The following is a 25,138-nucleotide window of genomic DNA, read 5'->3' as shown; positions in this document are numbered from 1 at the left end:
GAAGTATGTCGAAAAACTTCAGCAAAAGTTAGGAAAAACATCATGAATTTTTCTGAAAAATCGTACAAAGTCTGTTAGCCTTTGTACAAAAAAATAAGGCAAATTGCCCGTGTTTTTTAGATATTATGCAGTCGGTTGGATTGCCTTCTGCATTAAGGTACGGGCAAGTTGCCTGTTGGCTTGTAAGTGACTGATATTTTTATTCTTGATCCAGTTCTGCCAGAAAGCTGGCAGCTTTCTCAAGGGTTTCCGGTTTTCCTATATCAATCAGATGAAGCTCTTCGGTCAGACATCCACCAATTCGGGCTTCCCCACATGTTTGCAAATAGAAATCCATGATGGGGAATTTGCCTTTCCACCGTTCGTCCATGTATCGGAAAAGGGAAGGGGAGATGACGTGAATGCCACTGAAGGCATATTCCTGATATTTTGTTGCGTCATATTCGAAGCCTTCGGGTTTGGTCTGTCCGGTATCTTTATTAACCCATCCTCTCAGATATGCCTGTTTGTCGAACAGCAGATAGCGGGCTGTGGTTCGTTTGCTTGCCAACAGGGTAGCATCATTGCCACTGTGCAGGTGGGATTCGTATAAGGCTTTCAGGTCGGTATCGGAGAGGATATCGACGTTATGTATCAGGAATGGTTCGTTTCCCTGAAAAAATGGTGCGGCTTTTTTGATACCTCCTCCCGTATCGAGCAACTGTTCACGTTCGTCGCTGATATGAATTGTCAGTCCGAAATTCTGGTTGGCTTCAAGAAAGTCGATGATCTGTTCTCCGAAATGATGTATGTTGATAACCAGTTCGTTGAATCCGGATTGTTTTAGTTTCAGGATGACGTGTTCCAGCATCGGACGTCCGTTTACGGGTACGAGTGCTTTGGGCATATGGTCGGTCAGCGGTTTCAGGCGAGTTCCCAGTCCCGCTGCAAATATCATGGCTTTCATATTGTTATCGGGGTTCTAAAATTTGTTCAATATGTTGTTCGCGGTGTATCAGGCGGATGCGTACACCGAATTTTTCGTTCAAGTGGTGCGCTACGTGTTCTGCCGAATATACGGAACGGTGCTGTCCTCCGGTACAGCCGAAGCAGATAGAGAGGTTGGTAAACCCTCTTTCCAGAAAGCGCTGTACATGAGCATCAGCCAGTGCGTCTACGTGTTCCAGAAATTGGAGTATTTCACCGTCCTGTTCCAGAAAGTCGATAACCGGTTTGTCGCGTCCGGTCAGTTGCTTGTATTGTTCGTACTTTCCCGGATTGTGCACGGCACGGCAGTCGAATACATATCCGCCTCCGTTTCCTGACGGGTCTTCGGGAATACCTTTCTTATACGAAAAACTCATTACGCGTACGGTGAGTTTCCTTCTGTTTCGTATGCTGGCAAACTGGGGAAGTTCTGTCAGTTTGCGTAGCATGAGGCATAAGTAGGGATATTCAGGAAAATCTGTTTCCAGCAGTTGACGGAGATTTTCGATGGCATACGGTACACTTTGTATGAAATGTGCCTTTTTCTCAAAATATCCACGGAAACCGTATGCGCCTAGAACTTGCAGAGTACGGAACAGTACAAAGTGACGGAGGGTGGTGAGGAACTGCTCCTTATCAATCGCGTGATAGGGGCGAAGAGCATCGAGGTACTCATCCAGAAGCTCCTGACGGAGCGAATCGGGATAGTTTGCCTTTGCCTGCCAGAGGAAAGAAGCCACATCGTAATAGAAAGGTCCCTTGCGTCCTCCCTGAAAATCGATAAAGTACGGTTTTTCTTCCCGTATCATGATATTGCGGCTCTGAAAATCACGGTACATGAATACCTGTGGTTCTATCTGAAGAAGGGTATCTGCCATACGTTCGAAATCATCTTCCAGCAGATTTTCCTGAAACTCCAGTCCGGTAGCTTTAAGAAAACAATACTTGAAATAGTTCAGGTCCCACAAAACGCTGCGGTGGTTGAATGTTGCCAGCGGGTAGCAATAACTGAAATTCATCTCCTTATTTCCCTCAAACTGTATCTGCGGAAGCAGGCGGATAGTTTGTTTCAGTATATTCGTTTCCTCATCACTGAAGTTACCGCTTTCTCTTCCTTGTTTGATAAGTTGGAACAGTGAGATATCTCCCAAGTCATCTTGCAGGTAGGCCGACTGGTCGGTTGCTTCGGCAAGTATACGGGGTACGGGCAAACCTTTTTGTGAGAAATGTCTGGCCATGTAGATAAATGCACGATTTTCTTCGGTGGAGGTTCCATATACACCGATGAGGCTTTCCTTGCCTTTCAAGCGAAAGTATTTGCGATTGGAGCCTGCTCCCGGCAAAGGTTCGATACTTGTTGGAGCTTCTCCAGTATATGATTGATAAAGTTGTGCGAGTAATTCGGTATTCATACTATCTTTTATTACATAAACTTATAATACAAGGACATTACTGTCCCGTAAAAGTGGATAAATAGTTCTTTGAAATAACTGAAATATAGCTTATTATACTCTATTTGTAAAGCGCGACGATTTGAAATTGTACCTTTGAAACCAAATCAAATGGCTTCAAATGAATCAAGACAAATATGTTTTCGCTCAATTGGTAGAGTTTTTGAACAACAATAAATTCAGAAGAATCGTGGACAAATACGATGGAAATCGTTACGTCAAACATTTCACTTGCTGGAACCAGCTTCTTGCTATGATGTTCGGACAGCTAAGCAATCGTGAGAGCCTACGCGACCTGATTGTTGCATTGGAAGCACATCAAGCCAAGTGTTATCATTTGGGATTGGGTCGTGAACCCTTGGCCAAAACCACACTTGCATCAGCTAACCAAAATAGGGATTACAGAATCTTTGAAGATTTTGCATTCTTCATGATGAAAGAAGCCAGTGATAAACGAGCTACTCATATTCTGGATATCGAAGGAAAGAAGTACGCTTTTGATTCAACCACCATTCCGTTATGTTTGGCAACATTTCCTTGGGCTAAATTTCGAAGTAAAAAAGGTGGAGTCAAGGCACATGTCCTTTATGACATTGAGGCTCAGGTTCCGGCTTTTTTTACAGTAACCACAGCTTCAAAACATGACTCAACAGCAATGTCTGCAATTCATTATGAACCAAATGCATACTATATTTTTGATAGAGCGTATGATTCGTTTAAGGAACTATATCGGATTCATCTTACTGGCTCTTTCTTTGTCGTAAGAGCCAAGTCGAATCTTAAATTTAAGTTCTGCAAATGGAAACGCAGACTACCAAAGAATATACTATCTGATGCTGAAGTGAAATTATCAGGATATACCTCTGAAAAGAAGTATCCGGAATCATTCAGGATTATCAGGTTCTATGATGAAGAAGATGATCGTGAATTTACCTTCCTGACAAATGCCAAACATATATCTGCACTTGATGTAGCTAATCTCTATAAAAAGAGATGGCTTGTAGAACTGTTCTTCAAATGGTTGAAGCAGCACCTTAAAATCAAAAGGTTCTGGGGCACCACAGAAAACGCAGTCCGTATTCAGATAAGTGTGGCTATTATCACTTATTGTTTGGTAGCTATTATCCAACATGATTTGCACTTAAGCCGTTCGACCTATGAGGTCCTACAGATTTTGAGCATTTCATTAACGGATAAAACACCTTTACAAGAGTTGTTCAATAAGACTAATTTCAATGATGTCAAAGAGCAATTAAATCCCCTTTTCCCGGGGTTGTTTGATTAATATTTAATTCGTCCCGATTTTAACGGGACACTAATGATACAAGGACAAAGATAGATATAAAAAGCTGAAAGAAAGAAAGGGATAAAAAGAAAAAGGTCTGAACAGAAACTGCTCAGACCTTGGTAGCCCGTGGGGGAATCGAACCCCCCTTTCAAGAATGAAAATCTTGCGTCCTAACCGATAGACGAACGGGCCATCCTTATACATCGGATTAACCGTATGTTTTGTTTTGGTAGCCCGTGGGGGAATCGAACCCCCCTTTCAAGAATGAAAATCTTGCGTCCTAACCGATAGACGAACGGGCCATCCTTTGTTTGTGTTGAGGTGTTTCTCAATCACGGTGCAAAGGTACGCATTATTTTTGAATCTGCAAGTGTTTTGCACAAAAAAAATGCAGAAAAATGCATATTTTTTTCTTTTTCCCCCTCTGAAAGGGGTAAAAAAGGGGAAAACTGCTTTGTGCAGGTAGCGTTTTATGAATTATAGATCTTCCGGATCGGCAGTATCTTCCAGTCTGTTTTCCCAAAGGTATTTTTGTGTTTCTTTGACGGCAACTCCCGATAAGAAGATGAGGGAAATCAGATTAGGAACTGCCATCAGTGCGTTTACGCTGTCGGCAATATTCCATACTGCTTGTAAATTCATGGTGGAACCAAAGTAAATGGATGAAATCCATATAACACGATATATTCGCAGGAGTTTTTTCCCTCCTAAATATTCGATGGCTTTTCCCGAGTAATATCCCCAGCCTAAAATGGTAGAAAAGGCAAAGGTCAGAATACCGATTGCCAGGATGCTGGTACCTACATAAGGAATTTTACCAAAGGCTGCTTTGGTCAATGCTCCACCTTGTGTATAATCGATGTCAGGAAATGCGAGTACACTGGTAACCAGCACCAATCCCGTCAGCGCACAGATAATGACGGTGTCCCAGAATGTTCCGGTAGAAGAAACCAGTGCCTGACGTACCGGGTTGCGAGTTTGTGCCGCTGCTGCCACAATAGGTGCCGAACCAAGTCCGGATTCGTTGGAGAAAAGTCCGCGGGCAATACCGTAACGTGCTGCGAGCATGACACTCGTTCCTAGAAATCCTCCTCCTGCGGCATGTGGAGTAAACGCAGAACTGATGATGAGTTTGAAGGCTTCTCCCAAATAGGCGTGGTTCAGAATGAGGATATAAATACATCCTCCTATATAGAGGATAGCCATCAGAGGGACCAGCGTCATACATACACGGGCAATACCTTTTACTCCGAAGAAGATAACCAGTGCGATGCCTAGTGCCACTACTATACCGGTGATATGTTCGCTTACTCCGTATGTCTCTTGCATCAGTAAGGCAATAGAGTTAGCTTGTACCGTACTTCCGATACCGAATGCTGCCATGGCTGTAAAGATGCAGAATAAAATGCCCAGCCATTTTTGCTTCAGTCCTCGTTCCAGTGCGTACATCGGACCACCAAGCATTTCTCCGCTGGATGTTTTTACGCGGTATTTAATGGCAAGAAGTCCTTCGGCATATTTTGTGGCAATTCCGAAAACTCCGGTCAGCCAGCACCAGAATACGGCACCGGGACCTCCGAATGCAACGGCAGTCGCCACACCGATGATGTTTCCTGTTCCAATAGTTGCTGCCAGTGAAGTGGCAAGCGCGCCAAATTGACTGACATCGCCTTCAGAATCAGGATCTTTTTTAAAAGAAAGTCGTATAGCTGTAAATATTTTGCGTTGTGGAAACTTTAACCGTATGGTCAGAAAAATGTGAGTTCCCAGTAGTAATATAATCATCGGCCATCCCCAGAGAAAGGAGCTGACCGATGCTGTTATTTGTTCGAATAATTCCATGCAAATATTAAAATCGTTAAGGTTGCATTGTTTCTACTTCACCCAAGCTTTTTTCGATGTCTTTATCTGTCAATGTATAGTTGGTTAAGTTTCCAGATAAATATTGGTCGTATGCACTCATATCTATCAGACCGTGCCCGGATAGGTTAAACAGAATAACCTTTTCTTCGCCCGTTTCCTTACATTTGTTGGCCTCTTGTATGGCAGCAGCAATGGCGTGACACGATTCAGGGGCAGGGATGATGCCTTCGGCACGGGCAAACAGACATCCGGCTTCGAATGTTTCCAGTTGCTGTATGTCTACGGCTTCCATCAAATGATCTTTCAAAAGTTGTGATACGATAACTCCTGCTCCATGGTAACGCAATCCACCCGCATGAATGTTGGCAGGTGTAAAGTTATGTCCCAGTGTAAACATCGGCAGAAGAGGAGTATATCCGGCTTCATCACCGAAGTCGTATTCAAACTTTCCTCTTGTCAGTTTCGGACAGGAAGCCGGTTCGGCAGCTACGTAACGGGTTTGTTTTCCTTCCAGAATAGTATGACGCATGAAGGGGAAGCAGATGCCTCCAAAGTTTGAACCTCCACCAAAACATCCGATGATGATATCTGGATATTCGCCGGCCATTTCCATCTGTTTTTCTGCTTCCAGACCAATGATGGTTTGATGAAGCGTTACATGGCTCAGTACAGATCCTAATGTATACTTACAGTTCGGAGTTGTACGTGCCAGTTCGATGGCTTCGGAAATGGCTGTACCCAGTGATCCCTGGTGATTAGGATACTTGGTCAATATATTTTTTCCGGCGCGTGTTGACATAGAAGGTGAAGGAGTAACCTGTGCTCCGAAAGTCTGCATGATGCTGCGTCGGTATGGCTTCTGTTCATAACTGATTTTTACCTGATAAACGGCAGCCTCCAGTCCGAATACTTTTGCGGCATACGAAAGGGCTGCTCCCCATTGTCCGGCTCCGGTTTCGGTTGTAATATTGCTGACACCTTCTTTTTTACAGTAATAAGCCTGTGCCAGTGCAGAGTTCAGTTTATGCGAGCCAATAGGGCTGACACTTTCGTTCTTGAAATAGATATGTGCCGGTGTTCCTAAAGCTTTTTCCAGACCATATGCACGAACCAACGGAGTACTTCGATAATACTTGTACATCTCACGTACTTCTTCAGGAATTTCTATCCATGTATCAGTCTGGTTAAGCTCCTGATGGCATAACTCTTTTGCAAAAATAGGATACAAATCTTCCGGTTTAAGCGGTTCGCGTGTAGCTGGATTCAGAGGAGGCATGGGTTTGTTTTTCATGTCTGCCTGAATATTATACCAATATTTAGGAATTTCATCTTCCGGTAAAATGAATCTTTTCTGTTTATTGCTCATAAATGTTTGCTTTTTGATTGATTTTTCAAAAATAAGTAAAATAATGTAATATTGCAACCGTTTTTGCTTTTTATTTGTTATTTTGATGTTTTTATGCCTTAAAACCGTGCACGGCGTTTCTTGAACATAAGTAGATGATAGCTTGTTTTAATGAAAGTTTTTCTTCAGAAAGATCTATTCAGAGTATAAGATGATGTTGACTTTACTAATAGAGTAGATGGGGAAAAACAAATATGTAATAAAGTCATGCTTTTAATCGGAAAACCGATAATTATAAATACATTTGCGTGCAAGTATTAATATAAAAACAGTTTTAGTATGGATTCTTTAGAAAGGCTCTTGCTTTATCGTAAGAAACTGATATTACCTCGTATTTATCAAGTCATAAATTGGTTCATGTGGATTACGTATTTTTGCGCAATCCTGTTTTTGGCTACTTTGGTTTATGAACATGGATTTATGATTTCATCGGATGAGGCAAAGGCTATTCGTATTATATATAAGAGTGTATGGATTGTTTTTTTGCTGTCGGCTACAGTGCAGATTGTTTTTCAATCAGATGAGGACGGACAGAAAAATACATTTTGGTCATGGGTAATTAATGTCTTGCTGTATCTGACTTTACTTCCTGTGCTGTTCAAGAAACCGGATGCTGGAGATGAAGGAGTTTATTGGACATGGATGTTCTTTCATAGTCATTATTATCGGATAGCTATTTTATTATTATATTCTTTATTACAGTTGTCCAGTAGCTTGGTACGATTGTTGGGCAGGCGTACCAATCCTTCTCTTATTTTAGCTTCCAGCTTTTTGGTTATAATATTTATTGGGGCTGGATTGTTGATGCTTCCCAGAGCAACTTATCATGGAATTTCGTGGATAGATGCATTGTTTACTGCAACTAGTGCTACGTGTGTTACCGGACTGGTTTCGGTTGATGTTCCGTCTACCTTTACACTGGAAGGACAAATTATTATCATTTTGCTTATCCAGATAGGAGGATTGGGAGTTATGACACTGACAAGTTTTTTTGCCATGTTTTTTATGGGAAATACTTCTTTATATAATCAGCTGGTAGTTGGCGATATGATAAGTTCTAATTCATTGAATTCTCTTTTATCCACCTTATTATATATTCTAGGATTCACATTAGCTATCGAAGGTATTGGTATGGTGATTATCTGGTATTCTATACACAATACTCTGGGAATGACGTTGCAACAGGAAATATATTTTGCAGCCTTCCATTCGGTTTCAGCATTTTGTAATGCCGGATTTTCTACTTTGCCGGGTAACTTAGGAAATGCGGCGGTTATGCAAAACCATAACTTGCTTTTTATAACCGTTTCATTCCTGATTATTTTGGGAGGTATTGGTTTCCCTATTTTGGTGAATCTGAAAGAAACGCTTTTTTATTATTTACGTTATCTGAAATGGAAGTGTTTCGGGCGTTCATCTCATTTTCCCAAACAGGTCCATTTATATAATTTGAATACACGTATTGTTTTGATAATGACAGCTATTTTGCTTGTGTTGGGTACATTGGCTATTGCTCTTTACGAGTGGAACAATGCATTTTCTGGCATGGAAGTTACAGATAAATGGGTACATGCTTTCTTCAATGCGACATGTCCGCGTACGGCTGGATTTGTCAGTGTCGGGCTGACTACGCTGTCTACACAGACTTTGTTGCTGATGATTATACTGATGATCATAGGAGGGGGTACGCAGTCTACCGCAGGTGGAGTAAAGATAAATGTGTTTGCTGTTATACTTCTGAATTTGTGGGCGGTCATTAGAGGAGCAAATCGGGTAACTATTTTCCAGAGAGAATTGTCGGATGATTCGATCCGCCGCTCAAATGCAGTGCTTATGTTGTATCTTATCATTCTGTCTGCTGCAATTTTTGTCATGAGCATGTTAGAGCCCAAAGCATCTCTAATGGCACTTACTTTTGAATGTGTATCGGCTTTGAGTACTGTGGGTTCCAGTCTGGATCTTACTCCTGTTTTGAGTACGGCTGGTAAATCGGTTATTATTTTACTGATGTTCATAGGCCGTGTAGGAGCTTTTACCTTGTTGCTGGGACTGATTAAACAAGTAAAAAAGCGTAATTATAAATATCCAAGTGATAACATTATAATAAATTGATATATGAAATATATTGTAATAGGACTGGGAAATTATGGCGGAAAGCTTGCCGAGGAACTGACTGTTTTGGGGCATGAAGTCATAGGAGTGGATGTGAGGGAACATTATGTAGATCATTTGAAAGATAAGATTGCTACAGCTTTTGTTCTTGATGCAACCGATGAAATTGCACTTTCTGTTCTTCCATTAAAGAGTGTAGATGTCGTTATTGTAGCAATAGGTGAAGACCTGGGAGCTTCTGTACGCGTTGTATCGTTGTTGAAGAAAAACAAGGTAAAGCATATTTATGCCCGTGCGATAGATGATGTCCATAAAACTGTGCTTGAAGCTTTTTCGCTAGACCGTATTCTGACTCCGGAAAAAGAGGCAGCACGTATGTTGGTTCAGTTGTTGGAACTGAATGCATCAGTAGAACCATTTCAGATAGACGAGGAACATTATATTTTCAAGTTTAATGTACCTGCCAAATTAGCAGGATATGGCATCAATGAATTGCAGTTGGAAAAGGAATTCGATTTGAAGATTATTTCATTGATACGCGGAAAGAAGGCACAGAATTGCATTGGTATTTCTATTTTGGAAAGAGAAGTAGCCAATGAATTTCCTGAAGACTATATAATACAGCCCGAAGATGCATTGGTATGTTACGGACTGTATGCTAATTTCATGAAGTTCTGGAAATCTATCCGTTGATTGAAAATTATATTCAAGAGGTAATGCCCTTAGTGGATATTTCTCTGGTTCAATGCCCGTTGGTAACGGCGGGCATTGGCAAGATGTTCGTTCCAGCTTTTGGCAAAGTTGTGTGTGCCAGAGAAATCTTCCTTCGCACACATATATAGATAATCATGCTTGGCGTAATTCAATACGCTTTCCAGTCCGTCGATAGATGGTATGCGAATCGGTCCGGGAGGTAATCCTGCATGTTTATATGTATTATATGGACTATCTGTTTCCAGATGTTTATGCAGAATACGTTTAAGTCCAAATTCTTGCAAGCCAAATTTTACAGTGGGGTCGGCCTGCAAGGGCATACCTGTGTGCAGGCGGTTGATATAAAGACCGGCTACCATTGGCTTTTCTGCCTTATTAGCTGTTTCTTCTTCGACGATAGAAGCCAGAGTTGCCACTTCTTCGGGAGTAAAGCCGATACTTTTTGCTTTTTCCATCCGTTCCTTGTTCCAGAACCGGTCGTGTTCTTTTTTCATACGCTTGATAAAATCCTCAGCACTCATGGTCCAATACACTTCATATGTATTAGGAATGAAAAGAGCAGGAATCGTGTATTGATTATATCCTAGCGTAGAACAATACGTACTGTCATTCAGCAAACTGGCGATAGAAGCTGAGTCCGTCATCAGACGTCGGGAAACGGATTTAGCCAATGCTCCGAGCGTACGTACACTGGGTACTGTCAGACGTATGGGAGTCTGATGTCCACTTTTCAGTTGGTGAAATATATGCCAAGTGTTATCAGTCGGTTTAAGTTTATAGGCTCCCTCGTGAATGTTTTCAGCATAATTACTGCATGAAATGAGCATACGTAATCCGGTGATACCGGAGGTGTGGAAATCTTTCTTCAATTTTGTATATACGGAGTCTATGTTATCGTCGCTGTCAATGTAGAGATAAGCAGCTTTCTCTATTTTGAGAGGAGTATTCAGTATTAATGTTTTGCAGGCAACGATACCGATTAAAATCAATAAGACAATCGATCCGACGATATAAATAACTTTTTTATTTTTCATTCTTGCTTTATTTCAGTGCGGCAAAGATAGCTTATTTCTTCCATTTGGACAAAAAGAAAAAGGGAGAGTATCGAAATACGATACTCTCCCTTTTAGGTAGTTTCTGGAAACCTGTATAAGTAGTTTAGTTTCGGAATATCAAACCTTCACTGCTACGTTCTACGATGATCGGTTTAGTGCGGTCTACTTCCTGTGACAGAAGCTTCTTTGACAAATCGTTCAGTAAGTAGCGCTGGATAGCACGTTTTACCGGACGAGCACCAAACTCTGGATCGTATCCGGCAGTAGCAATAAAGTCTACAGCCTGATCGCTCATCTGGAGTGTAACACCATTTTCTTCCAGCATTTTCTTGATGCCGTTTATCTGCAAGCGTACAATCTGTTCAATCTCGTTCTTGTTCAACGGCTGGAACATGATTGTTTCATCTATACGGTTCAAGAATTCCGGACGGATGGTCTTTTTCAGCATATTCATCACTTCTGCCTTGGTTTCTTCTACAACCTGGTCGTGGTTCTGATCATTGATCTTTTCGAACTGACTTTGTATGTAAGAACTTCCCAAGTTGGATGTCATGATGATAATGGTGTTCTTGAAGTTTACCGTACGTCCCTTATTATCAGTCAGACGTCCATCGTCCAATACTTGCAACAAGATATTGAATACATCCGGATGTGCTTTTTCGATTTCATCGAAAAGAACAACTGAGTATGGTTTACGGCGTACAGCTTCAGTCAACTGACCACCTTCATCGTAGCCAACGTATCCCGGAGGCGCACCGATCAGACGAGAAACGGTATGTTTCTCCTGGTATTCACTCATATCGATACGCGTCATCAGCGATTCATCGTCGAACAGATACTCGGCAAGAGCCTTTGCCAGCTCGGTTTTACCTACACCCGTAGTACCCAAGAAGATGAATGAACCAATCGGACGTTTCGGGTCTTGCAGTCCCGCACGGCTACGGCGTACAGCGTCGGCTACCGCTTCAATTGCTTCATCCTGACCGATAACACGTTTATGTAATTCATCTTCCAAGTGGAGCAATTTATCACGTTCGCTTTGCAACATCTTGCTTACCGGTATTCCCGTCCAGCGCGATACTACATCAGCGATATCTTCGGCAGTAACTTCCTCCTTGATCATGGCATTGTCGCCTTGCTTTTTCTTTAAGTCTTCCTGAATACTCTTTATTTCATTTTCCAAGCTCTGCAACTTACCATAACGGATTTCAGCAACTTTACCGTAGTCTCCTTCGCGTTCAGCCTTGTCAGCTTCAAATTTCAGCTGTTCTATTTCCTTCTTGTTCTGCTGAATCTTGTTCACCAGTTCTTTTTCGCTCTGCCATTTAGCCTTGTATGAAGTTTCCTGTTCCTTCAACTCAGCTATTTCTTTGTTCAATTGAGCAAGCTTGGCTTCATCTTTTTCACGTTTGATAGCTTCGCGTTCAATTTCAAGCTGTTTCAACCGGCGTTCAATTTCATCCAGTTCTTCCGGAAGTGAGTCACGTTCCATACGAAGTTTGGCTGCGGCTTCATCCATCAAGTCGATGGCTTTATCCGGCAAGAAACGGTCGGTGATGTAACGGTTACTCAGTTCTACAGCGGCAATGATGGCTTCGTCTTTGATTCTCACCTGATGGTGATTTTCATAACGTTCCTTCAATCCACGCAAGATAGAAATAGAGCTTGCCGTATCCGGTTCGTCTACCATGACGGTCTGGAATCGTCTTTCGAGTGCTTTATCCTTTTCAAAATATTTCTGATATTCATCAAGGGTAGTAGCACCGATACTTCTCAGTTCGCCACGTGCCAAGGCCGGTTTCAGGATGTTTGCAGCATCCATGGCACCTTCACCTTTTCCGGCACCTACCAGTGTATGGATTTCATCGATGAACAAGATGATATTTCCATCCGATTTGGTTACTTCGTTGATAACCGACTTCAGTCGTTCTTCGAATTCGCCTTTGTATTTTGCACCTGCAACCAGCGCACCCATGTCGAGCGAAAACAATTGCTTGTTTTTCAAGTTCTCCGGAACATCTCCACGCAGGATTCGCTGAGCCAGTCCTTCTACGATTGCTGTCTTACCTGTACCCGGTTCACCAATCAGGACCGGATTGTTTTTGGTACGACGGCTCAAGATTTGCAGTACACGACGGATTTCTTCATCACGACCGATTACCGGGTCCAGCTTGCCGTTACGTGCAGCTTCTATCAGGTTGATAGCATATTTGCTGAGTGACTGGTATGTATCTTCACTAGACTGTGAAGTAACATTTTGTCCCTGACGAAGTTCACTGATAGCAGCCCGCAGCTCTTTGTCGGTAACACCAGCATCTTTCAAGATGGTAGATACGGTACTTTTTACATTGAGCAAAGCCAAGATGATAGCTTCCAGCGAAACATATTCATCACCCAGTGATTTGGAAAACTCGACAGCTTTCTGCAATACTTCATTAGCGTCACGGCTCAGGTAAGGTTCACCTCCTGAAACCTTTGGCAAAGAAGCTATCTGCTTGTCGAGTACGGTTTCTATCTGCTGACCGTTGATGCCAAGTTTCTGGAAAATGAAGTTTGTGACATTTTCGCCAACCTTCAGCACCCCTGCCAACAAATGTTCCGGCTCGATAGCTTGCTGTCCGCGGCTTTGTACGAGATTCACCGCTTGTTGCACAGCTTCTTGCGATTTGATTGTAAAGTTGTTAAAGTTCATATATTGTTCTCCTTTCTTATTTATCTATGTTTTTGTAATACACCTTTTATCAGACAAACTTCTTGCCACAGCTTTAAGAATATAATTATATGCCTAAATGTCAGTGTGTTAGCTTTGGAAACTGCAATATTGTCCGGATATATATCAAAATGTCAGGAAAGTTTTTATTATCTTTATCGCCATAAACTTTGATATATGGAAAAGAAGATACCTTTTGCCCCTGTTGTGATGCTGATAGATGCTTCTTATCTGGACAGGGTAGGCAGTGACATGAGTGCTCATTTTGCCCCAATCGTGAACCGTGAGTTACCCAAAGCTGATCTGGCTAACCTGCTGGAGTGCCTTGCTCTGGATGCAGGAATACAGCTGGGAGAAAATGAGGTACAGGTGATTTTTATTTACGATGCCGGAGAAGAAAAAATGAATTTTTGCACTCCTTCAAATCTGGGAAAAGAACTCCATGATGTAGCATTCAAGAGTCAGCTGGGTGAATTTTCACTTTATGCCTTCCAGCCTTCCGATATGGCAACCCGCGAAGACCTGTTTATCGAGTCGTTCCAGTTGGCTGGTGAATCGAAAGATGTTCATCGCATTATTATTGTGCCCGATGAAGACGGATATGGTGGGCGCATGGGTAACTATATAAATAAGGTGAAAGGTAAGGAAAGCATTACCGTTTTTGGAATGAACCCTCCTGCATACGAAGGTGATTATTCGTTTGAGATGTTGGGATTCCCCATTCTTCAGTCATTAGGAATACGTGCGGAGGAACTCTAAATGTCAGACTTCCGACTGAAAGTTTTTTACAGTGTGGCGAAAAACCTGAGCTTTACAAAGGCTTCGCAGGAATTGTTCGTCAGCCAGCCCGCTATAACCAAACATATACGCGAGCTGGAAAGCTTGTATCAAACCCGGTTGTTCAATCGTTTAGGGAATACGATTTCGCTGACCGAATCGGGAAATGTTTTGCTGGAACATTGCGAGCGTATTCTGGCCGAATATCGTAAGCTGGAGTACGACATGCATTTGTTGCATAATGAATACAACGGCCAGCTTCGTCTGGGTGCCAGTACGACGATAGCCCAGTACGTGCTTCCGCCTATTTTAGCAGCTTTTACAGAGAAATATCCGAAAGTTTCCGTTTCGCTGATAGATACAAATTCACGCAATGTTGAACAGGCATTGCAGGAACACAATATAGATTTAGGTATGGTAGAAGGAGTATTCCGCTTGCCTAACCTGAAATATGAGCCTTTTCTGCACGATGAGCTGGTGCCGGTAGTCTGTACTTCTTCTGCCTTGGCTAAAAAAGATTCGCTGACACTCGATGAACTTAAGGATATACCTCTGGTACTTCGTGAACGAGGATCGGGTACACTCGATGCAATTGAAATGGCACTATCCGAACAGGGAATAAAGCTTTCGTCGATGAATGTCAGGTTGTATTTGGGTAGTACGGAAAGTATTAAGCAGTTTTTGAGAAACAGCTCCACAATGGGCATTATATCCCTTCAGGCAATGTTGAAAGAACTTCGTGAAGGCGAGTTTAAGATAATTGATATAAACGGACTACAGATAAAAAGACATTTCTGTTTTGTGCGTGCTCAGGGACAGGAGGAAGCTCCGGCTGCCAATTTTATCCGTTTTGTACAAAGCTATTTGAAGTTGCGTAAAGCTGCGGGAGATATAATAGGTAAGATGATGGTATAGCATCCGTTTTTCGTTGGATGCTGGACAATAAAAATGTCCCGGCTGTATTTCTGATTATCCGTCAGATAATTCGAAATATGCCGGGACTACTTGTAATATTTAATTTTTACATGAAAGCAGGAACCAGGTATTTAGTCAGCAGATAGCCACCGCCTACCAGCCAGATATACAGCAATCCTGCCAGCAAGAATGGTTTTGCACCTGCTTGTTTGAATTTCTCGATACTGGTATCTGTACCAAGGGCAGTCATTGCCATTGTCAGCATAAATGTATCAATGTATTCGATTGCACCGTTCAAAGGTATTTCCTTTACGCTGTCTACACCTAATATATATTGTAAAAGTGAGTTCAGACAGATGATTCCGATGAATCCGAAAGCAAACCATGGAATAGTGATTTTACTCTTTTCTGCTTTTCCTCCGTTAGTGCTGCTTTTGCGTTTTGCCAAAGCAAAGCTCATGATGACCAATACCGGAGCAAGCATCATCACACGAATCATTTTTGTGATAGTAGCTGTTCCTGCAATACCCAGTGCGTCGGTAGGGTCCATGGCATTACCGGCTCCGGCTACATGCGCTACTTCGTGAAGGGTACTTCCGGTGTAAATGGCAACTCCCATATCTCCCAATCCGTTTAGCATACCGGCACGGTACATGATGGGGTAAAGAAACATTGAAATTGTTCCGAAGATTACCACTGTAGATACGGCAATAGCTGTCTTGTGACCTTCACATTTCACTACTGGTTCTGCACCCAGTACCGCAGCCGCACCACAGATAGCACTACCCGTTGCAGTCATCAGTGAAGTATCTTTGTCCATTTTCATGGCACGTCCCAACCAGATGCCCAGGAAGATAGTTCCTGCAACTATGATTGTATCGATTATAACCGCAGGTAATCCTACTGCAGCAACTTCAGTAAGTGTCAGTCGGAAACCATATAACACGATACCTGCGCGCAGGATTTGTTTAGTACAGAATTTGATTCCCGGTACCCAAGTTTCGGGTAAATGGTTTCTCAAACTGTTAGCATAAAGCATACCCAATATGATACCTACAATCAGCGGACTGAATGAAAGACTTTTTACAAATGGAATTTCAGCAATGTAGAATGCTGCAAATGAAAATAATGCAATAAGCAAAATACCATGAATGGTATTACCTCTGTTTCCTTTTTCGAACATCGTATAATTTTTTTAATGGTTAATTCTTTTTTTCGACTGCAAAGGTAGGTCATTATTCAGTGGAAACCTATTGAAAAATATTTATCCGTTATAACCAAAGGTAATAACCTTGAAGTAAACAATTAGTCCTTTCTTCTTTTCTGTCGGTATGCTGTTTGGCTTACCAGAAGTATGAAAAAGAAGAGAGGACTCTAAATGCAGAAGTGCTGCCATAGTTGTCGAAATAAAACTTCAGCAAGTTTTATTGATTTTATCATGATCTTTTGGGAAACTTTACATCAATTTTCTAAAAAAGATGATGATGTTTTTTTGACTGCATGACAACTGTTGCTTAAATAGTTGATAATCTTCTGCTTATAATTTGCAAAATAGAGAGACAAAAAATGGAACACTCATATCTATCAATATGCCGTGAAAAATAGCAACAGGCATCATATCTTTACCCGAATATCGTGTGATCATGGGTAAGACCACGTCCATGGAGTTTACTCCGGCAGCTGAGATCGGAGCAAGCTTTCCGAAGTATTTGCATAACAATGGTGTTCCAAGCAATGCCATCATTTCACGGAATATGTTAGACAGTAATGCGATTGTTCCTAATTCAGTAGCAAGTTGAAGTCCGATAGAAGCTTCTTTGAACTGAGTAATCAGGATGGACGAGAGCGAATAATAGGCAAATCCGCTTCCTACAGCCATACAGTCGAATATGCTCCAGCGGGAAATCAGCAGGCTGGCAAGTGCCGAAAAGAGCAGCGTACCACATATAGTGGCAAGGGGTATGAGCAAATATTTCAGACGAATATCGGATATGATATACTTCAAATCCTTGCTCGATCCGATACTTAATCCTACTTGTAGCATCAGTGCATATAAGATATACATCGTCAGGTTACTTTGCTTAAGATCAAAAGGAAGCCATCCCATAACTCCCAATATGCAGCCAGCTACAAAAAACAATAAAACGATAATACTTCCTTTCATTGTTCACCTCCTTTCTTGAAGAAAAATTTCAGCACCATCCACGATGCCAGAATACTGCCGCAGGTAGCAGAAAAAGCCAGTATGGCAGCCTGCCATCCAAATGCAGCCAGATTATTGATAATTAGTTCATTTGAACCGACTGAGATTCCAAGCAGGAACAACAGAAGAAAAATAGTAATCGAAATGGTCTTTTCTGTCTTTTGCAAAAAGGCAATATTTCTGAACAGGTATCCCACAATGATCCCTGTCAACATAAATCCGATAACAGTAAACATATATACTTGATTATGAGGTTAGAAACTTTTGTTATATAGTCTTTGTTGTGCCGTCAGAAGCGGCTGTACCTCATAGAAATCCACTGAACCAATGTATGTGTACGATGCGATAACCGTTGCATATAGGTTCATGCAACAGCAACTTTATGTCGGTATGTATCGCTTTTATATTCATTGGTCAGTTTGGTTTTTGATGGCGCAAAGGTATGATGTTTTTGCATATTTTCCAAATCATTATGCATAAAAGCAGTACAAACAGTCGAGATTCGCCACAAGCAGGTTGAAATAGAGTATTTTATTATTCGACTGACTCCTGCTTGCAGCGTATCTTCGTAACACGACATACATAAACGGAGAATACCGTTATGAAGAAGAACTGATGCTCCCGGATACTTTTTCGTTGCTGGTAATTCAGTCATAAAGAGAGAAAATCCAGAACCATTCAAGTTACGATGCTGTCGATGTTAGTCATTACATTATCGCAAAGTGTGCAGCCTGCCATCCATAATGCCAGGTTGCTAATAGTCGATTTATTTTGATCCTATTGAAAATCCTAAATATAAAGAGTAAAAGCAAAGTGGTAAATGTAACGGTTTTTTCAGCCCTTATAAAAGAAAAACATGTACGAAAAGATGCCCGATAGCCATACCCATCTATACAAAGGTAAGTAAAATCAGGATATATCAAAAATAAATGATGTATATTTGTGGAGAAAAAGCAGACATTAACATGATACGAAATACATTGTTGGCACTTGCCTTAGGAACGGCACTCTGCGGACAGGCTCAGGAAAGTATGAAAGCTGAATTTTGTTCTCCCTTCGACTTTCCGTTGCTGCTAAGTGCAAATTTCGGTGAGTTGAGGCCAAATCACTTTCATAACGGACTAGATATAAAGACACAAGGGGTTACAGGTAAACCGATTCATGCTGTTGCCGATGGATACGTATCACGAATCATGGTATTGCATGGTGGATATGGTCAGGCGATTTTTGTTACTCATCCCAATGGATATACTTCAGTCTACGGACATGTTGTATCTTTTGCTCCGGAAATACAGAAATATGTACGTGCATACCAGTATGAACATGAAACGTTTGTATGTAATCTGTATCCCGAACCTGATAAGTTTCCTGTAAAGGCTGGAGATATCATCGCTTTAAGCGGGAATGAAGGAGCATCGGCAGGACCGCATCTTCATCTGGAATTACGGAGAAACGACAATGGAGATTATGTAGATCCTATGCCATTTTTCAGTCATTATCTGAAGGATACCAGGTCACCGGTAGCTAGTATTGTCGGGCTTTATCCGGTGGCTGGCAAAGGTGTAATAAATGGTTTTTCCAGAAAGAAACTGGTAAATGTAGGAGCTTTGAAGCAGCAGTTTACAGCTTGGGGGCAGATTTATACGGGTATCAGTGCCAAGGACTATATGGACGGAACGTCAAATTTTTATGGAGTGCATTCGGTTACTTTGTATGTAGATTCTGTAAAGGTTTTCAATAGTACAACTGATGAGGTTTCTGCCGATGAGAATCGTATGATAAACGGTTTTACTGATTATGATGAACTGATGCGTACGCGCAGGCTTATCATGAGTTCGTATAAGTTGCCGGGCAATAGGCTTCGCCTGATAGAAACCGGTTCAGACCGCGGACTGGTGACTATTGATGAGGAACGTGATTATCATTTCTGCTACGTACTGGAGGATAATTTCGGTAATAAGCGTAAATATCGTTTTACGGTGCGAGGCAAAAAACAGGAGATTCCTCCTTATGTACCCGAAGCCAATAAGATGTTGTACTGGAATAAGACAAATGTTATTCAGGAGCCTGGTATGGAACTGGTTGTGCCTAAGGGCATGCTTTACGATGATGCTGAATTGCGGACGAGAGTAATCGGTGATTCCAACAGTATTTCTTTCGATTATGTGCTCGATATCGGACGTACTCCTTTACATAGCTTCTGTGATCTGTCTATTGGGGTACGCCATTTGCCTGTTGCCGATACGACAAAATATTATATTGTGCAGAAAGCTGGAAAATGGCGCTCTTCTATGGGAGGAACGTATCAGAATGGCTGGATAAAGACCAAAGTCCGCACATTGGGAACATTTGCTGTAGGGGTAGATACGATACCTCCTCAGGTTACTCCTTTGGGACAGGGTAGTTGGCGTGTGAACAGAAATATTCGCTTTAAGATCAGTGACGCACAGACTGGTATTCGGGATTATAAAGTATATGTAGACGGCAACTTCGTACTTTTCGGATTGAAGAAAGGTATTCTGATCATTCAGGACCCGGAACGGATAAAAAAAGGTGTGTCTCATAAACTGGAAGTGATAGTGACTGATAATTGTGGTAACGAAACACGAAAACAATATAAATTCTAAATACGTATGATAAAAAAACTAATGTTGACTGCCTGCCTTGTGGTAGCAGCGTGTGTAAACGGTTGGGCATGTACCAACTTTATTGTCGGCAAGAAGGCTTCTGCCGATGGTTCTGTAATCGTATCCTATTCTGCCGATTCGTATGGCATGTTTGGGTTCCTTTGCCATTATCCGGCTGCCGTACATGCAGCGGGTACAATGCGTAATATCTACGAGTGGGATACTGGTAAGTATCTGGGACAGATAAAGGAAGCTAAACAGACCTACAATGTGATAGGAAACATGAACGAGTTTCAGGTTACTATCGGAGAAACTACATTCGGAGGTCGTCCGGAGCTGGTTGACACTACCGGTGTGATGGACTACGGAAGCTTGATTTATGTTGCTTTGCAGCGTTCGCGTACAGCCAAAGAGGCAATCAAGGTTATGACTGATCTGGTGAAGGAATATGGTTATTACAGCAGTGGTGAATCATTTACTATTGCCGATCCGAATGAGGCTTGGATTATGGAAATGATTGGAAAAGGACCAGGAGTGAAGGGAGCTGTATGGGTAGCAGTCCGTATTCCGGACGACTGTATAGCAGCTCATGCAAACCAAAGCCGTATTCATCAGTTTGATATGAACGATAAAGATAATTGTCTTTATTCTCCGGATGTGATTTCGTTTGCACGTGAAAAAGGTTATTTCGATGGAGTAAACAAGGATTTCAGCTTTGCTGATGCTTATTGTCCGCTTGATTTCAGTGGGTTGCGTGCTTGCGAGGCTCGTGTGTGGAGTTTCTATAACATGTTCAGCAAAGTAACCGGACAGGCTTATCTTTCTTACATACAAGGTGAAAGCAAAGAACCGATGCCGCTTTATATTAAGCCGGACCGTAAGGTTTCTGTTCGTGATATTCAGCATGCTATGCGCGATCATTATGAAGGTACTCCGCTTGATATCACTAACGATATGGGAGCAGGAGCATTTAAAATGCCTTATCGTTTATCTCCATTGACATTTGAAGTGGATGGCAAGACTTACTTCAACGAACGTCCTATTTCAACTCAGCAGAGTGGTTTTGTCTTTGTTTCTCAAATGCGTTCTACTATGCCTGATGCCATCGGTGGAGTACTTTGGTTTGGAGTTGATGATGCCAATATGACTGTATTTACTCCGGTTTATTGTAATACCGATAAAGTTCCTGCTTCTTATGCAGAAGGAGAGGGCGACTGTGTGACATTCTCATGGAATTCTGCTTTCTGGATTTACAACTGGGTAGCAGATATGATTCGTCCCCGCTATAGTCTGATGATAGACGATATGCGTACAGTTCAGAATTCATTGGAAGATATGTATGCTGACGCTCAGGAAGGTATCGAGAGTACCGCTATGAAACTGTATACTCAAGATCCTCAGAAAGCAAAGGATTTTCTTACCAATTACACAGGAATGGCTGCTCAGACTGCTGTTGATAGCTGGAAAAAACTGGGTGAGTTCCTGATTGTCCGTTATAATGATGGAGTAGTAAAACGTGTAAAGAATGGTAAGATTGTACGTCCTGAAACAGGAAATACTGCTCCTCTCGATCGTCCGGGTTATCCGCAGGAATTCTTGAATGAGGTTGTAAAAGCTACCGGAGAACGTTATCTGGTGAAATAAGAAATACAAAATGAATAACTAAAAACAGCTGTTCAAGGATTTGTGAGTCATTTTTTTGATTCGATTAACGAGAGAGCTGTTTTTGCATTATCCCCTATAAATAGTGATAATAGAATCATTATTTATGGGGGTATTTTTTTTATATTGATAATGTACTTTTGTAAAAAGAGAAAGATTTATGTGAGAAAATAAGATAAAGAGTACAATGATCGATTAGAAAATGTGATACTATAATTCAAACTTTGTTTTTTTATTTAGAGATGGGGCACAAATAAATTGTGTTAATTTAGTCAGGATACATCGTGAAGATGTATCCTGATTTTTGTATTATCTGACTATTAATAGCTTTCAAACAGAAAATCGCATGTGAATGATTGTTCCCTTATTTAAAGTAGATTCGATTTCACATTCTCCCTGCAATTTATTGCATCTTTCTTTTATCGTTTGTAATCCTAATCCTGCTGTCAAGATATTATGAGATGAGGACGTATCAAATCCTTGGCCGTCATCCTCTACTATAACTTCTATGTCGCTGGGTGTACAACTGACAGTAAGATACATGTTTTGGGCATGTGCATGTTTGATTATATTGGATATGATTTTCTGCAAGATTCTGTATATTTCCAAAATATTTTCTGATGGAATTGATAAATCGTTTATTTCGTCGGCTATATATGGATGCAGGGCTGGAGATTTTAAAGCACTTAGTTTTTCGACGTATAGATTCAGCATTTGATATAAACTGATGTTGCTGAAATTTGGTGTCGATAATTGGTGTGATATGTTACGTACGGTTTCTCGTATCACGCCAAGCTGTGCTGCAAGTTGACTGGCATTTGCTTGCTGTAACTGCATTTCAGTTGCCAGCAACTCATTGCAGACATTGTTATGGAGTTCTTTAGAAATATAGTTATTGCTGTCTTCCAGTCCTTTAAGATATCTTTCTGTCATTTTCTTATTCATTTCATCAATTAGCTGCTGGCTTTGTATTTCTTTATTCCTTAGTTCTTTTTCCAGTTCCGATTGACTCAGTTTAAGTGCTACTTTTCTTTTCTGAAGACTGATTATAATGATACAAGATAGTAGTATGATTAGTATTAATATGCTGGAAATAATGTATATACGTGTTTGATATGCGATTTTGTTTTTGGCTTTTTCTGCGTTGAGGCTAATGATTTCCAGATTCTTTTCTTTAGTTTTAAGTTCAGCTTCGAATCCGGCCAGACGATTATGGAAATTCTTGTGTTGGATTTTTTGCTCTGTTTCGTATGCTTCAAGAGCCAATTTGTATGACTCTTTCACGTTGTTTCTTTTGGCTTCTACCTCTGCCAATGCAAGAAGGGACTTGGTGAGTAGCACACTTGGATTTTTTCTGTAAAAATCTAAAGCGTTTGATAGATATTGTCGGGCTTGAGTCAGAGAGTCTGTAGCCTGAAAAAGCATATATCCGTACAGGTAATCCAAATTTGCCTTATTGTACTCGTTGCTTGATTGCTTTTTATAGCTTATGGCTTTCTGGTAATATTTGATTGCTGATTTGGTTTCTCCTGTATCATATAGTGCTTTTGCGTAATTGGTATAGATATATAATTTTAGTCCTGCGGGCATATTGTCTTGTAATAACCTGGTAGCTAATTGAAGACTATCGATGGCATTCTTATAATATTTCCCGTTTGTGAGAAGGATGGCATGGTTACATAAATAACTTATCTTATTGATCTGATAATCGAATGCAAGTGTATCTGTTTGTGGGTATGAAAAAAATCTCCGTGAAAATACTATTGCTTTTTGATTTTCCTCCAGTTCATTGTACAGAGTGGCTATATTGCTGCTGATGATGGCTGAAAGTGTATAATCTTTTTGTTGTTCGGTTATTTTCAAAGCTTTTTTGTACATTAAAATAGCTTTGTCGAGCATGAATGAATTCTTGTATATAACTCCTGATAAGTTATATGATTCAGCCAGTCGGGAAGTGTCATTAGCTTGCTCAAACAGTTTTATAGCTTCGTGAGCAAATTTCTTTGCTTCATCAAGTTTATTGTTTGACCATAGTCCATACGCTATTTCATAGGTAGCGATACTTTCCGATTGTAATAATTTTTTTTGAGCGTCGGATGAAAATCTTCTGTCTTTTAAAAGACTGATTTCTTTTTTGACATCCTTAAGTATTGAATATGCTTTATCATACTCTCGTTTCGAATTGAGGTAAGTAGCATAAGTTGTGTGTATCTCTACTGCGGCAACTGGGTCGTTTTGGTAATTCACTTGTTGTTTTGCTAGAGAATATATAGAATCCATCCGGTGAAAGTCACCGTTATCGCCGTATTGTTGAATCTGTTGGACAAAATTGTTGGCTGTGATATATCCAGTAAAAATACTTAGAACGAAACTTAAGATTAATTTTTTCATGTAGTTATCCATCCTTTTATAAAAGCCAGGCGCATAAGATGTGAGACATTGATAGCGCCACTTTTTAATAATATGTTTTTTCTCATTGTATCTATAGTGCTTTTGCTGAGGTTAAGTTTTTGGGCTATTTCCTCAGATGTGTACCCACATGATAACATATTGATGATTTCTTTTTCACGAGGGCTTGGTGTATATGCTATCGAATCTGTTGCAGAATGATCTCCTACAAGCGACAATACAATATTGAGTGCTGTGGGAGAGTAGTATTTATTTTTTGTCAATAGGATAGATTCGATTGCTTTTTTTATTTCGCTGGTATTATCATTTTTGGAAACTATACCTGCTACTTCTTTTTTTATTAGCAGTTTTATTATCCAAAACTCCGTATGCATAGTATATACAAGCACAGGTGTCTGAGGTATTTTCTTTTGTAAGTATGGCAGCAGATCTAATGCTGTTTTATCTTGTAGCTCGTAATCGATGATTAAAAGACTAATGGGATTACTTTCTATAAAATTATACAGTTCAGAGTAATGCTTTCCTATTGTGACCTGATATCTTTCATCCGTCATCAGTAGTTGAGCAGTACCTTCTGCTATCATAGGGTGATCGTCCAATATGTAGATATGTTCTTTCATACAAAAGTTTCTGTTTTCTAAAAGATATATTTATTCACTTTTATGTTACAAATATGGCTATTTTATATTTTTTGAACAAATTATTGTTTCTTTTTAATGACATTAAATTCATAATGTAATGATTTTCTTGTTCTATTTGACAATCTGTAAGTGATTGATTTTTATAAAATCAACTAGGTACATGTCTGTATTTATATGTATTTCTTCAATTAAATTATTTAAACATTTTCTTGTTGTTTATGAATTATTCATGATGTATGGATTTTTATTTTGAAAATGGGGATAAGAAAAAGTAATAAATCAAGATTCAATTTGTTTTTTGCAAAGAATAATTAGGATAATTAGAATGAATCTTTTATTT

At 40.6% G+C, this 25,138-nt stretch carries 19 protein-coding genes and 2 tRNA genes; 7 read left to right on the top strand and 14 right to left on the bottom strand.

The genetic code is table 11. The features are described from left to right. Positions 1-199: 199 nt before the first annotated feature. On the bottom strand, positions 200-946 hold the full coding sequence (locus ACDG22_RS15250) for a nucleotidyltransferase family protein (protein WP_118484408.1): 747 nt from the start codon (positions 944-946) through the stop codon (positions 200-202). 4 nt (positions 947-950) lie between these two features. Next, positions 951-2,378 (bottom strand): RapZ C-terminal domain-containing protein, encoded by a 1,428-nt coding sequence (locus ACDG22_RS15245; protein ID WP_178269691.1) that lies wholly within the window; start codon positions 2,376-2,378, stop codon positions 951-953. A gap of 160 nt (positions 2,379-2,538) precedes the next feature. Here ACDG22_RS15245 and ACDG22_RS15240 point away from each other — a divergent pair, with 160 nt between their 5' ends. Next, positions 2,539-3,702 carry an IS4 family transposase gene (locus ACDG22_RS15240; RefSeq protein WP_007564783.1) on the top strand — a complete coding sequence of 388 codons (1,164 nt, stop codon included), beginning with the start codon at positions 2,539-2,541 and terminating at the stop codon, positions 3,700-3,702. A 120-nt stretch (positions 3,703-3,822) separates the two neighbouring features. Here ACDG22_RS15240 and ACDG22_RS15235 read toward each other — a convergent pair. The 4 genes from ACDG22_RS15235 to ACDG22_RS15220 all read right to left on the bottom strand — a co-directional run bounded on the left by ACDG22_RS15235 (position 3,823) and on the right by ACDG22_RS15220 (position 6,934). After that, positions 3,823-3,897 (bottom strand) — tRNA-Glu (locus ACDG22_RS15235). 35 nt (positions 3,898-3,932) lie between these two features. Beyond that, positions 3,933-4,007 (bottom strand) — tRNA-Glu (locus ACDG22_RS15230). A 175-nt stretch (positions 4,008-4,182) separates the two neighbouring features. Continuing rightward, the gene (locus ACDG22_RS15225) at positions 4,183-5,547 is read right to left on the bottom strand and encodes an alanine/glycine:cation symporter family protein (protein WP_007568750.1); all 1,365 of its coding nucleotides are present in this window, start codon (positions 5,545-5,547) and stop codon (positions 4,183-4,185) included. Positions 5,548-5,563: 16 nt separating this feature from the next. Continuing rightward, positions 5,564-6,934: a TrpB-like pyridoxal phosphate-dependent enzyme gene (locus tag ACDG22_RS15220; RefSeq protein ID WP_007568751.1), complete on the bottom strand. Its 1,371-nt coding sequence runs from the start codon at positions 6,932-6,934 to the stop codon at positions 5,564-5,566. A 318-nt stretch (positions 6,935-7,252) separates the two neighbouring features. Here ACDG22_RS15220 and ACDG22_RS15215 point away from each other — a divergent pair, with 318 nt between their 5' ends. Beyond that, on the top strand, positions 7,253-9,085 hold the full coding sequence (locus ACDG22_RS15215) for a TrkH family potassium uptake protein (protein WP_007568753.1): 1,833 nt from the start codon (positions 7,253-7,255) through the stop codon (positions 9,083-9,085). A gap of 3 nt (positions 9,086-9,088) precedes the next feature. Beyond that, positions 9,089-9,778, top strand: a complete 690-nt coding sequence (locus ACDG22_RS15210) for a potassium channel family protein (RefSeq protein ID WP_007568755.1) — start codon at positions 9,089-9,091, stop codon at positions 9,776-9,778. Between the two features lie 29 nt (positions 9,779-9,807). Here ACDG22_RS15210 and mltG read toward each other — a convergent pair whose 3' ends face one another. Beyond that, a complete protein-coding gene (mltG, locus tag ACDG22_RS15205; protein ID WP_022126125.1) occupies positions 9,808-10,833 on the bottom strand; it encodes an endolytic transglycosylase MltG in 1,026 nt (341 codons plus the stop codon). Positions 10,834-10,957: 124 nt separating this feature from the next. Further along, positions 10,958-13,546 (bottom strand): ATP-dependent chaperone ClpB, encoded by a 2,589-nt coding sequence (gene clpB / locus ACDG22_RS15200; RefSeq protein WP_204460205.1) that lies wholly within the window; start codon positions 13,544-13,546, stop codon positions 10,958-10,960. A 195-nt stretch (positions 13,547-13,741) separates the two neighbouring features. On the opposite strand from clpB, the gene ACDG22_RS15195 reads away from it, so the two are divergent. Then, positions 13,742-14,323, top strand: a complete 582-nt coding sequence (locus ACDG22_RS15195; protein ID WP_022126123.1) for a DUF6621 family protein — start codon at positions 13,742-13,744, stop codon at positions 14,321-14,323. Beyond that, positions 14,324-15,256, top strand: coding sequence for a LysR family transcriptional regulator (locus tag ACDG22_RS15190; protein ID WP_022126122.1), 933 nt, complete (start codon positions 14,324-14,326; stop codon positions 15,254-15,256). It begins immediately after the preceding gene. 106 nt (positions 15,257-15,362) lie between these two features. Here ACDG22_RS15190 and ACDG22_RS15185 read toward each other — a convergent pair whose 3' ends face one another. From ACDG22_RS15185 to ACDG22_RS15170, 4 genes are all read right to left on the bottom strand, one after another. Continuing rightward, entirely contained in the window at positions 15,363-16,439 is a 1,077-nt protein-coding gene (locus ACDG22_RS15185; protein WP_270230400.1) for a YeiH family protein, read from the bottom strand. A gap of 354 nt (positions 16,440-16,793) precedes the next feature. Then, positions 16,794-17,420: a lysine exporter LysO family protein gene (locus tag ACDG22_RS15180; protein WP_007568769.1), complete on the bottom strand. Its 627-nt coding sequence runs from the start codon at positions 17,418-17,420 to the stop codon at positions 16,794-16,796. Next, the gene (locus ACDG22_RS15175; protein WP_007568770.1) at positions 17,417-17,695 is read right to left on the bottom strand and encodes a LysO family transporter; all 279 of its coding nucleotides are present in this window, start codon (positions 17,693-17,695) and stop codon (positions 17,417-17,419) included. Before ACDG22_RS15175 ends, ACDG22_RS15180 begins: the two co-directional genes overlap by 4 nt. A 128-nt stretch (positions 17,696-17,823) precedes the next feature. Next, positions 17,824-18,114: a hypothetical protein gene (locus ACDG22_RS15170; protein ID WP_147334981.1), complete on the bottom strand. Its 291-nt coding sequence runs from the start codon at positions 18,112-18,114 to the stop codon at positions 17,824-17,826. Between the two features lie 310 nt (positions 18,115-18,424). On the opposite strand from ACDG22_RS15170, the gene ACDG22_RS15165 reads away from it, so the two are divergent. Further along, complete coding sequence (locus ACDG22_RS15165; protein ID WP_370858960.1) at positions 18,425-20,086, top strand: M23 family metallopeptidase; 1,662 nt, start codon at positions 18,425-18,427, stop codon at positions 20,084-20,086. A 6-nt stretch (positions 20,087-20,092) separates the two neighbouring features. After that, positions 20,093-21,730 carry a C69 family dipeptidase gene (locus tag ACDG22_RS15160; protein ID WP_007568773.1) on the top strand — a complete coding sequence of 546 codons (1,638 nt, stop codon included), beginning with the start codon at positions 20,093-20,095 and terminating at the stop codon, positions 21,728-21,730. 348 nt (positions 21,731-22,078) lie between these two features. On the opposite strand, the gene ACDG22_RS15155 is transcribed toward ACDG22_RS15160, so the two are convergent. Both ACDG22_RS15155 and ACDG22_RS15150 read right to left on the bottom strand, forming a co-directional pair. After that, positions 22,079-24,139 carry a tetratricopeptide repeat-containing sensor histidine kinase gene (locus tag ACDG22_RS15155; RefSeq protein WP_270212685.1) on the bottom strand — a complete coding sequence of 687 codons (2,061 nt, stop codon included), beginning with the start codon at positions 24,137-24,139 and terminating at the stop codon, positions 22,079-22,081. Beyond that, entirely contained in the window at positions 24,136-24,777 is a 642-nt protein-coding gene (locus tag ACDG22_RS15150) for a response regulator transcription factor (RefSeq protein WP_022126091.1), read from the bottom strand. The genes ACDG22_RS15155 and ACDG22_RS15150 overlap by 4 nt, the downstream gene beginning before the upstream one ends. Between the last annotated feature and the right edge of the window lie 361 nt (positions 24,778-25,138).

Origin of the sequence: Phocaeicola coprocola, from assembly GCF_041333015.1 — a bacterium.
GTDB lineage: Bacteria > Bacteroidota > Bacteroidia > Bacteroidales > Bacteroidaceae > Phocaeicola > Phocaeicola coprocola.
The sequence above is the reverse complement of the archived record's forward strand: the minus strand, read 5'-3'. Positions and strand labels throughout refer to the sequence as shown.

Excerpts from the sequence above, each read along its gene's own strand:
- ACDG22_RS15240 (WP_007564783.1), top strand. The coding sequence starts at position 2,539 with ATGAATCAAGACAAATATGTTTTCGCTCAATTGGTAGAGTTTTTGAAC.
- ACDG22_RS15210 (WP_007568755.1), top strand. The coding sequence starts at position 9,089 with ATGAAATATATTGTAATAGGACTGGGAAATTATGGCGGAAAGCTTGCC.
- ACDG22_RS15170 (WP_147334981.1), bottom strand. The coding sequence starts at position 18,114 with ATGACTGAATTACCAGCAACGAAAAAGTATCCGGGAGCATCAGTTCTT.
- ACDG22_RS15245 (WP_178269691.1), bottom strand. The coding sequence starts at position 2,378 with ATGAATACCGAATTACTCGCACAACTTTATCAATCATATACTGGAGAA.
- ACDG22_RS15250 (WP_118484408.1), bottom strand. The coding sequence starts at position 946 with ATGAAAGCCATGATATTTGCAGCGGGACTGGGAACTCGCCTGAAACCG.
- ACDG22_RS15155 (WP_270212685.1), bottom strand. The coding sequence starts at position 24,139 with ATGAAAAAATTAATCTTAAGTTTCGTTCTAAGTATTTTTACTGGATAT.
- ACDG22_RS15225 (WP_007568750.1), bottom strand. The coding sequence starts at position 5,547 with ATGGAATTATTCGAACAAATAACAGCATCGGTCAGCTCCTTTCTCTGG.
- ACDG22_RS15165 (WP_370858960.1), top strand. The coding sequence starts at position 18,425 with ATGATACGAAATACATTGTTGGCACTTGCCTTAGGAACGGCACTCTGC.
- ACDG22_RS15190 (WP_022126122.1), top strand. The coding sequence starts at position 14,324 with ATGTCAGACTTCCGACTGAAAGTTTTTTACAGTGTGGCGAAAAACCTG.
- clpB (WP_204460205.1), bottom strand. The coding sequence starts at position 13,546 with ATGAACTTTAACAACTTTACAATCAAATCGCAAGAAGCTGTGCAACAA.
- ACDG22_RS15150 (WP_022126091.1), bottom strand. The coding sequence starts at position 24,777 with ATGAAAGAACATATCTACATATTGGACGATCACCCTATGATAGCAGAA.
- ACDG22_RS15195 (WP_022126123.1), top strand. The coding sequence starts at position 13,742 with ATGGAAAAGAAGATACCTTTTGCCCCTGTTGTGATGCTGATAGATGCT.
- ACDG22_RS15180 (WP_007568769.1), bottom strand. The coding sequence starts at position 17,420 with ATGAAAGGAAGTATTATCGTTTTATTGTTTTTTGTAGCTGGCTGCATA.
- mltG (WP_022126125.1), bottom strand. The coding sequence starts at position 10,833 with ATGAAAAATAAAAAAGTTATTTATATCGTCGGATCGATTGTCTTATTG.
- ACDG22_RS15160 (WP_007568773.1), top strand. The coding sequence starts at position 20,093 with ATGATAAAAAAACTAATGTTGACTGCCTGCCTTGTGGTAGCAGCGTGT.
- ACDG22_RS15175 (WP_007568770.1), bottom strand. The coding sequence starts at position 17,695 with ATGTTTACTGTTATCGGATTTATGTTGACAGGGATCATTGTGGGATAC.
- ACDG22_RS15215 (WP_007568753.1), top strand. The coding sequence starts at position 7,253 with ATGGATTCTTTAGAAAGGCTCTTGCTTTATCGTAAGAAACTGATATTA.
- ACDG22_RS15220 (WP_007568751.1), bottom strand. The coding sequence starts at position 6,934 with ATGAGCAATAAACAGAAAAGATTCATTTTACCGGAAGATGAAATTCCT.
- ACDG22_RS15185 (WP_270230400.1), bottom strand. The coding sequence starts at position 16,439 with ATGTTCGAAAAAGGAAACAGAGGTAATACCATTCATGGTATTTTGCTT.